The organism is Micromonospora sp. NPDC052213, from assembly GCF_040679695.1.
Taxonomy (GTDB): Bacteria; Actinomycetota; Actinomycetes; order Mycobacteriales; family Micromonosporaceae; genus Micromonospora.
The window spans coordinates 1-9,357 of record NZ_JBFAVI010000222.1 but is presented as its reverse complement, the minus strand read 5'-3'; the positions used below and the strand labels follow the sequence as shown (position 1 = coordinate 9,357).

At 67.0% G+C, this 9,357-nt stretch carries 8 protein-coding genes; 5 read left to right on the top strand and 3 right to left on the bottom strand.

Annotated elements, in window-relative coordinates:
• Positions 1 to 102: 102 nt before the first annotated feature.
• Positions 103 to 594: a hypothetical protein gene (locus AB0L34_RS30990; protein WP_363708869.1), complete on the bottom strand. Its 492-nt coding sequence runs from the start codon at positions 592 to 594 to the stop codon at positions 103 to 105.
• A gap of 292 nt (positions 595 to 886) precedes the next feature.
• Between AB0L34_RS30990 and AB0L34_RS30985 the strand changes: the two genes are divergently transcribed.
• Complete coding sequence (locus tag AB0L34_RS30985; protein WP_363708867.1) at positions 887 to 1,282, top strand: hypothetical protein; 396 nt, start codon at positions 887 to 889, stop codon at positions 1,280 to 1,282.
• 470 nt (positions 1,283 to 1,752) lie between these two features.
• Here AB0L34_RS30985 and AB0L34_RS30980 read toward each other — a convergent pair whose 3' ends face one another.
• Positions 1,753 to 2,397 (bottom strand): hypothetical protein, encoded by a 645-nt coding sequence (locus tag AB0L34_RS30980; protein WP_363708865.1) that lies wholly within the window; start codon positions 2,395 to 2,397, stop codon positions 1,753 to 1,755.
• On the bottom strand, positions 2,394 to 2,930 hold the full coding sequence (locus tag AB0L34_RS30975) for an NADAR family protein (protein ID WP_363708871.1): 537 nt from the start codon (positions 2,928 to 2,930) through the stop codon (positions 2,394 to 2,396). The genes AB0L34_RS30980 and AB0L34_RS30975 overlap by 4 nt, the downstream gene beginning before the upstream one ends.
• A gap of 1,259 nt (positions 2,931 to 4,189) precedes the next feature.
• On the opposite strand from AB0L34_RS30975, the gene hisD reads away from it, so the two are divergent.
• From hisD to AB0L34_RS30955, 4 genes are all read left to right on the top strand, one after another.
• The gene (hisD, locus tag AB0L34_RS30970; RefSeq protein ID WP_363708863.1) at positions 4,190 to 5,512 is read left to right on the top strand and encodes a histidinol dehydrogenase; all 1,323 of its coding nucleotides are present in this window, start codon (positions 4,190 to 4,192) and stop codon (positions 5,510 to 5,512) included.
• A 162-nt stretch (positions 5,513 to 5,674) separates the two neighbouring features.
• The gene (locus tag AB0L34_RS30965; RefSeq protein WP_363708861.1) at positions 5,675 to 6,676 is read left to right on the top strand and encodes a LacI family DNA-binding transcriptional regulator; all 1,002 of its coding nucleotides are present in this window, start codon (positions 5,675 to 5,677) and stop codon (positions 6,674 to 6,676) included.
• 72 nt (positions 6,677 to 6,748) lie between these two features.
• Positions 6,749 to 7,738: an acyltransferase domain-containing protein gene (locus AB0L34_RS30960; RefSeq protein ID WP_363708859.1), complete on the top strand. Its 990-nt coding sequence runs from the start codon at positions 6,749 to 6,751 to the stop codon at positions 7,736 to 7,738.
• A 186-nt stretch (positions 7,739 to 7,924) separates the two neighbouring features.
• Positions 7,925 to 9,271, top strand: a complete 1,347-nt coding sequence (locus tag AB0L34_RS30955; RefSeq protein WP_363708856.1) for an extracellular solute-binding protein — start codon at positions 7,925 to 7,927, stop codon at positions 9,269 to 9,271.
• Positions 9,272 to 9,357: the final 86 nt, after the last annotated feature.

The window sequence follows — 9,357 nt, the reverse complement described above, 5'->3', positions numbered from 1 at the left end:
TTCAGACGGCGGTGTGCTCCACCTTGACCGGGCAGGCCCCACCCACTCCACAGTGTGTGGGCGAAGGCCGACGGGATGGCGAAGGAGGTGACGGAGACGGGCCTACTTGGCGGTCGAGACCTCGACCACCAAGGCGACGACGGCTGTGATCGCTTGCAGGATGCCGAAGGCTAAGGCCCACAAGGCGATCCGGGCTTCGACGGTCATCCGCTTCCCGGGAACTGAGGTTGCCAACGGTGACGCGACACTTTGAGGAGTTGCCTGAGCAACGTGTATCGGCAGCTGTGCGAATGACGGCGGGACGATATGCAGCCGGTGCAGCCAGGGATCGAGCCACCTGGCTGCACCCATGTGGCGAACCCATGCCACGATCTTCTGCCGTTTGTGCAGACGGCAGCCGACAATGACCTTGCCGTCGTTCATGCACGGCTTCTTGGTGGTCCTTCCGAGCACAAGACACTTGGCATCGATCCTGAAGCCAAAGTAGTAGCAGATGTACAGAAAAAGCGCTGTTGACCAGAACAGCACGCAAACGACATTCTCCCAGAATGTGGGCTGATGCGCGGGCTCCGAGTTCGCTGCCAAGAGAAGCACGGTCTTGCAGCTTACAGCAGGAACTCAACCGGCCACGGAACGTGATCTTGCGATGCGAGTGGCCGACCAGGTGGGGTGACACTCCAAGATCATGCTGTGGGCAGGCCGTCGGAGGTCAGCCAGCGGTGGCCAATGCTGAACATCTATGGCAGGCGTGCCGGCAGCTCAGCGGCAGGTTTGTCTGGTTTGCTCGGCTGCACTTTCGAGCGAGATCAATACCGCTGGAAGTGGCGGTCATCCGACAGGTAGGAGGCCTTCACGTTCTGAGTTGGCGTCGGTACTCTTCGCGCTCATGGCGTCTCGCGGCAAGTCGAAGCTGTGGCGGTACTGGGGCTACGGCCTCCTAGCTGTGCTCCTCCTGTCCCTCGGTGGCAACTCGTTCGGCCCCGGCATCTACGCCGCTCTCGTCGGCCTCCTACTCTTCTTCGTTCTCTTCCAAGCGCCGGTCTACTGCGGTGCGGTCAACCGGAAGCGTGGCGGCGTAGTCGAGTTCTGCCGTAACAACTCGGCTGGTCTGATGCTGGGCTGCCACCTTCGCCAGCACAAGTGGCAGAAGTTCGGACGCGACTGGTGGTCTCTGGGGTGGGGCGAGAAGACTAGGGGAATCTGGACTGGAGCCCAGGCGAAGCTGGCAACCCTCAGCTTCGTCATCGGTACCGTCACCGGTGTCATCGGTGTCTTCAAGTAGTCCGGCGCTGCCGACGGTGCCGAGCAGTACAGCAGCGAAGTACAGCAACCCACGACACCAAGCGGAACCACAGTGACCACCACCAGCCCGGCGACCAGCGGTGCGAGCCGAACGAGACCGCTTTGCCGATCTCTGGGGGGCAAGGGGTCGTCGGTTCGAATCCGGCCGTCCCGACCGGTTGACCTGGGGAGATGAAGATCTTCTCCGGTAACGGCGGTAACATCCGGTAACGGATGACCTTTGTTTACGGTAACGGCGATGATCGTTCGCCGCCGGCCCGCTGGGTTCGGAATGCTCTGACCTGCCGCTTCGTATGCATCTTGGACGAGGCGGCATTGCGGTCTCTTGATTCCGCGTTTAGTGCTGCAGATTCTTGCCGCCTACGAGAAGCTGTCGGCCCTCGCTCGGGGACTTGGCCTGAAGACCGCCTACGATGGGGTGCCACAGCCAGGCGTCGGTCAGGCGGCCCGTTACCGCCACCTGATGAGGTAGATGCCTTGCCCGGGGGTGGCGAAATGCCCGTCCGCGGGGTGCCCGGTCGCGGAGTGGTAGGTGCCGGGATGGCTGGGGTTGGGTCGCCGAAGCGCCATGTCGAGGACGTACCGGGCCGTGCGCCGGATCGCGACCGCGCTGCCGAGCATGAACAGGGTGTGAGCATGCAGGCGCTGGCGGAAACTGTCCCTGCGGAAGGAACGCCGACGGGCTTGGCGGTTGAGCTCCTGGACCTCGTCCCAGGTGGGGACGTTGTTCGGGTTCCAAGCAATGGTGTGCGGAGCCTCGGTTCTCAGGTGATGGCGTAGCTGCTTCCAGCGGTTCGGGGCGAACTGCAGGTCGCGGTGACTGAGTACCAGGTCCAGCTCGCCGACGGTCACGGTGGCGAGGGAGGGCTCTGGTGGCGTGTTGCCTCGTAGCGGTAGATGGATCAGGGTGTGGCGTGACCGGGCTGCCAGCATCCACAGGCCCGTGATGGTGAACGCGGCGTCAGCGTTGAGTTCCAGGACGAACCAGGGATTGTTGTTGACCAGCACCGCGCCGGTCACTGGCTTGGCTGGGCGGACGACGCGGTACTGATCGGCGCCGAGCCGTCCCTGATATACGCGGACCTTGAGGTTCATCCGCTGACGAGCTGCGCGCGGGCGCGCATCAGCGCGAACCCGAGGAGGTTACGACCGCGCCAGTGGGCGGGATCGTGTGCGCGTGGATCCGTTGCGGACAGGCCGATGCCCCAGACTCGATCCGCTGGGCTGGCTTCCACCAATACCCGATTGCCCGTGCGTGACAGGTACTGCCCGAGGTCTGGGTGCTGGCCGAACTTGGCCACGTTGCCGGCGACGACCAGGTCGAAGCTGCACGCATCCCAGGTGGCCTGGTCGAAGTCGCGGCCCTGCCGACCCAGCGCCTTGACCGCGCCCGGGTGCGGCACCGTAAGCATCTGCGCGGCGATCGCCTCGTCGCCGAACAGGCGAGCCTTGCTGACCATCATGTAGTGCTCAGCCGTGGCGTACCGGATTCCATCCACGACGAATGGGGCTGGCCACCATTGGCTCAAACAGCCCGGTCCGATGCTGCCGTCCGGTTGGGGTTGGTGCCCCCTGAAGAACAGATACTTGACGCCCCCGCCCGTAGCGAGTGCCCGCAGCTCGGGCAGGCCGCGCGCGGCGAGTAGGTGGTGTCGGGCACGACCAGCAGGGTGGCCAGAACCCTATGGTCGTGACCATCGGGTCTGTCTGCCATCCGCGTTCCGAGGCAACTGCTGGCGGAGCTGGTCGCTTTCGTGCCGGGCCTCCAGCCGTGTCCACCGGGGCCCTACGTGTTGCTGCAATCGTCGGTGCGCTGGTTGTTCTGCTCCCCCGCACGCGGAAATGGACCCACCCATACTCAACGGGCCGCGGGCTGGTGTTGCTCCCCGCGCACGAGAGGATGGTCCGAGGTTCGGGCGGCGCGGGCTGAAACGGCCGCCCTGCCTTGAGTATGAAACCCCTGGCGCACCCACCAGGCCTGACAGACCGAGACGATCGTTCAGCCTGAGCCAATCGGCGCCCCCAGAGAACCGGGAGAACCTCAGCGTTCCTGTTTGGTGCGGCGGCATGCTCTGGACCGGCGTCGGCCAAGCCGCCAACGTGGCTCTCGCCGCGTTGCCCCGGTTCACCCTGCCGGTGATACCTCCGCGTCCGGTCGCTGCTACCGCGCCGACATCGCCGCGCCATTCTGGCTCGATCAGGGCCACCTGCTGGTGCCGACCGGTCCCGGCCTCGGCGTGGAGCCGATCCCGGAGACGCTCGACGCGGTCACCGAAAATACCGCGTGGACACGCTCTGATCGAACCGGCGAGCGCTCGCATCGGAATCAGGGGGCCCCACCGTCGCGGGGTACGACAGCACGTGCAGGAGCAGGTTCAGGCTGGCCACGCCGGGTCACCTCTGTCGGCGGTCCATGTTTACGTATACATTCAAGTTAGGGGGCCGTATGCCGTACGCGATCAGTCGGGTGGCCGTTGACTTGGGCGCCAGGGGTCAGGGCATCGCGGTCGCGGCCGCCATGGCGGGCAAGCAAGTGTTCTGGTGCGACCGGCCGAAGCAGCCGCGTGCCGGCTTGACCGTGACGCGGCGGCGGCACCAGCGCGCGCTAGCCACTGTGGGTGGGCCCAACGGCGCGAGCGGCGATCCAGGCGCAGGGCGCGTCAGCGGGCTGGACACGATCCGGCCGAAGCGGTCGAGGCACTGCTGCGCGGCCGGGACAAGCGATACCGACAGCTGCTGCGGGCCGCCGATGAACCGGCGCCGAGACCATCGAACGGCTCCTGCACGCCAGCTACGACCGAAGCAGCCGGCCGTCGGACCAGTTCAGCAGCAATGACCGCAGCGGAGACGACGACAGCGGCCGCTGGACGGCCCGGGAAGGTTCGGTATGACGACAGCCATCAGAAGGATGACCCTGAAGGCGGAGGCCGGAGCGCCGGCCGGGCAGTCGGCGACTGTCCAGGACACCGTCGCACGGATCATCCAGGACGTACGCACCCGCGGCGACGCGGCGGTGCGCGAGTACTCGCAGCGGTTCGACGCGTGGAGCCCGGACAGCTTCCGACTGTCAGCCGTGGAGGTCGAGCGGATCGTGGCCTCGGTGCCGAGCCAGGTGCTGACGGACATTCAATTCGTTCAGGACCAGATCCGCCGGTTCGCCCAGGTTCAGCGCGACTCGATGCGCGATGTCGAGGTCGAGACGTTGCCCGGGGTACGCCTTGGCCAACGTCATGTTCCCATCGTCAGCTCCGGCGCGTACGTACCGGGCGGGCGTTATCCGCTGACCGCCTCGGCCCACATGACCATCGTGACCGCGAAGGTAGCCGGGGTGGAGAGGGTTGCGGCCTGCACACCACCCATCCGGGGCGCGCTGCCGGCCGCGACCATCGCCGCGATGGCGCTCGCCGGCGCAGACGAGATCTACCTGCTCGGTGGCGTGCAGGCGGTGGCGGCGCTGGCTCTGGGCACGGAGACGATCGACCGGGTGGACCTTCTCACCGGGCCCGGCAACGCATTCGTCGCTGAGGCGAAGCGGCAGCTCTTCGGTGAGGTGGGCATCGATTTGTTCGCTGGACCTACCGAGATCCTGATCATCGCCGACGACTACGCCGACCCGTTCGTCGTGGCGGTCGATCTGCTCAGCCAGGCCGAGCACGGCCCGGACTCGCCGGCCGTGCTGATCACCACGTCGGCGGAGCTGGCCCGTACCGTCATCGACCACGTGGAGCGTCTGCTGCCCGGGATGTCTACCCGGGACATGGCAGAACCGGCCTGGCGCGATCACGGGGAGGTGCACGTGGTGCCGGACCTCGACACCGCCTTCGCGCTGGCCGACGGGTATGCCAGCGAGCACGTCCAGGTGATGACCCGAGAGCCGCGCCGGGCGCTGGACGTCATGCGGCACTACGGCGCGCTGTTCCTCGGCGAGGGAACCTGTGTCTCCTACGGAGACAAGGTGATCGGCACCAACCACGTGCTGCCCACCCGTAAGGCGGCGCGGTACACCGGCGGGCTGTGGGTGGGCAAGTTCCTCCGTACGGTCACCTACCAGGAGATCACCGACGCGGCGGCGAGCGCACGTCTTGGCGAGGTCTGTGGCAGGGCGGCCCGGGTCGAGCTGTTCGAGGGGCACGCGCGATCCGGTGACGTGCGGGCGGCCAAGTACGCCGGCGCGCCGTTGCCGTGGACCGACCACCGATTCCCACAGTGAGCGCGAGCATTGAGCTGGCGAGCCTGCGGTCACGAACCGGGGCGGGCGCGGCATGAGGGCGTCCGACGCCTCGCTGACCGGCCGCATGGTGCTGGTCATCGGCGAGGAGCGAACCGGGTTGGTCGGGGTTGTTGGGCTGCGACTCGAATGGATTGTGGGACCGTGAGCGTGACCAGTGAGGACGTGGCACGGGTGGCCGGGGTGTCCCAGGCGACGGTCTCCCGGGTGCTGCACGGCAGCCCTCGGGTGACCGCCGCGACCCGGGAGAAGGTACTCCGGGCGATGGCGGCCACCGGCTACCAGCCGAACCTACTGGCCCGGGCGATGCGGACCCGGCGTACCGGCACGATCGGTGTGGTGGTCGCCCGGATAACCAATCCGTTCTATCCGGAGGCGCTGGACGCCCTCGGCGAGTGCCTGGCTGCCGCCGGGCAGCGGATGGTGCTCTGGGACTCCGACCGGGCGGGTGAGGACGCTGCGTTGGAGGCGGTCCGGCAGGGGATGGTGGACGGCGTGCTGTTCACCACAGCCACCGCCGAGTCGCGGACGTTGGCCGAGGCGCTGGCCCGAAAGGCGCCGGTAGTGCTGTTCAACCGGGGCGTCCCGGGGGCCGAATGCGACCAGGTGACCAGCGAGAACGAGCACGGCGCAGGGGCCGCGGCCCGGCATCTGGTCGAGCTCGGACACACCTCGATCGGCCTGATTGACGGACCGCCGTCGGCGAGCACCGCCCGGGACCGGGCGGACGGGTTCCGGCGTACTCTCGCCGAGCTGGGGGTGCCGGTGGACGATCGGCTGTGTCGTGACGGGGGCTTCTCACACGATGGGGGACGGCAGGCGATCCGTGAGCTGCTGGCCCTGCCCAGGCCGCCCACCGCGGTGTTCTGTGTCAACGACCTCTCCGCGTTCGGGGCGGTCGATGGTGCCCGGGAGCTGGACGTCGACGTACCGGGCGCGCTTTCCGTGGTGGGTTACGACGATGTAGCGATGGCGGCTTGGCAGAGCTACCGGCTCACGACGGTGAGTCAGCCGCTGTCGCGGATGTCCGCCCGGGCGGTGGAGTTCCTGCTGGACCGGATTGCCGTGCCGGAACTGCCTGTCCGGGTCGAGCGGTTGGCTGGGGAACTGGTCCGCCGGGCCACCACCGGGCCGGCGAGCTGTTAATCCGCTGTCGGCTTCGGCGACTGAGGCGGCCCCGATCGTCGGCCGGGGCGACTGGGGGCACAAGTGTCGCTGATGGATGAGGTCGAAGAGGTGCGGCGTGAGCTGCGCCTTCCGGTAGCTGCCCGGCAGCCCTTGCAGCATTTGGCTGAGGCGGGCGATCGGATGCCGGCTCCGCTGCCCGCACCGGACCGGACGGACGCGCTGCTTGCCAAGCTTGGCCTGGCCGAGATCGACCGTCGGGAGATGGCTGCTGCTCGGCCGTCGTCCGACCGGCATCCGGCACTGTGGTGGCTGCTCACCCGGTGCTATAACCAGCTCGTCCGGCGAATGGGGGAGGTCGGGCCGTTACCGGCCTGGCCCTCACTGCCGCCGGAACTGGGCCCGGAGGCCCGATACCTCTACCCGTGGGTCTTCGTCTGCGGTCTACCCGACGTCCGCCGGTACCACCGCCGACGTGCTGTGCCGCCCGAGCTGTCCTGGGGCATCCTCGCCGCGCTGGGCACCCAGATGACGTACCACCGGATGCTGCGTGGCGAGGGTGGGTTGCACACCCAGGACTGGCTGACGTTCCACTTCCGGGGCGCCGTCTATTCGCTCGCTCGTCTGCACATCGAGCGGCTACGGATCTGGTTCGATGCCGACGCCGACGGGGCGGCGGAACCCGGTCCGCGACGCGACGACCGGGCCCTCGGTCTGCATGTCCCTGCAGGAACGCTGCCACCGGAACAGGTCGAGGATGCGCTGCACCTGGCCCACGGCTTCTTCGCCCGGCACTTCCCGGACGAGCAGTATCGTTTCGCGACCTGCGTGAGCTGGCTGCTCGACGACCAGCTGAGGGAGTATCTGCCGGCGGATTCGAACATCATCCGGTTCCAGCGCCGGTTCCGGCTGCTGCCGTCGCCCGGGACCGACGACAACGCCACCATGGTCGAGTTCATCTTTAACCGGCCGCTGTGCGAGTTGGACTCGCTGCCCCGGCACACCCGCCTGCAGCGGGCGGTGATCGACCACATCCGGTCCGGTCGCGTCTGGACCTTCCGTGCCGGCTGGTTCGCGTGGTGACGGCAGCGCGCTGGGCGCTGCCCCGTGCCTGACGGGAGCCCATGTCGATGCTGATCAGCCTCTTGCCTGGTACGAGCGACACCCCTACTCTTTTCGATTAGGCGTTCTTGTATTCGGAATACCGGAGATAGCGTTATCCGCCAAACCGCGGCGGCATGCCACGGAGCGTGTACGACAGGAGTCGACATGGCACAGAACGGGCTGGAAGCGGCCATCAGCCGTCGGCGGTTCCTCGCCTTGGCCGGTGCGGTGGGCGGCGCCGCCGCCCTCGCCGGCTGTGGCGGTGACGGGTCATCCTCTGGCAACGGCGTCACGTACTGGGTGCCGCCGAACGCGGAACTGCCCCGCATGCAGTCCTTCCTCAAAGGGATCAAGAGCGGGTACAAGAAGGCGCACCCCGGCGCCGAGCTTGAGAACGTCGTGGTCCCGTGGGAGGACGCGCTCACCAAGTACACCGCAGGTTTCTCCGGCGGCAATCCGCCAGATGTCACGTACCAGATCCTTCCGTGGATGAACAAGTGGCGCAGTACCGGCGTGCTGGCCGACTTCCGGTCATTGGACAAGGCTTTCACCGACAAGTTCGTGGACGGCCTCAACGCCGATTACCTCAAGGCCGCCGAAGGTCCCAAGGGTGAGCTACTCGGCCTGCCGTACGTCGGTGGCTTCTGGACGCTCGTCGTCAACGAGGCCATCTGGGAGAAGGCCGGCAAGCCAGCGTTGCCGAAGACGTACGACGAGATGATCCCGTTCGCCCAGGCGATGACCTTTGACAAGAAGGGCCGTAAGCTGGGGGAGAGTGGGTACGACGCGCGCAACGTGGAGCACTACGGCATGACGTGGGCGCCTGTCCCGGCCATTCAGGACAATTACCTCTGGCACTACTTCTGGAGCTACGGCTCGGACTACATCTCCGCGGACGGCAAGGACATCGGCTTCAACAACGACGCCGGCCGGGCCGCCCTGCGGCACATGAAGGCGATGGTCGACTCCGGAGCGGCCACCCCGCCGAGCCTTTATGCCGAGGAGGAGCGGTGGCGGGCGGCGGTGATGACCGGCAAGACGGGAATGGCCTGGACCGAAGGCGTCACCGTTGAGTACGCCACGAAACACCCCGAGCTGCGCGTCAAGGTCCTCGAGCCTCCTGCGGGACCCGGGGGCGCGTACGTGGTCGGGGCATGTGGCTTCCTGTCCGTGTCCAGCAAGACCAAGAACAAGGACGGCGCGGTCAACCTGGTCAAGTACCTGTTGGACGACGAGCCGCTGCAGACCTTCAGCAAGCTCATCCTCGCCAAGCCGGTGCGCCCGCAGCCGAGCAACTACTATGACGGGCTCGAAGACCCCCGGATGACCAAGTTCATGAACGAGGCAGCCAGCTTGTCGAAGTTCGTCAAGACCACCCGGATCCTGCCGTACCAGCCGCAGGAGTACCTGATGGGCAAGATCAACGACTATCTGCTCGGCCGCCAGAACCTGGACGCGATGATCACTGAGGCGTCGAACCAGATTCAGCAGATGGCCAAGGCGGCGAAATGAGCGCACAGCCGGTGGTTGTGGACCGCCTTGGCGGGCCAGGTGACCGGCGGTGAGCGTCGGAACACCGGCCCGGGCGCCGGCCCCCT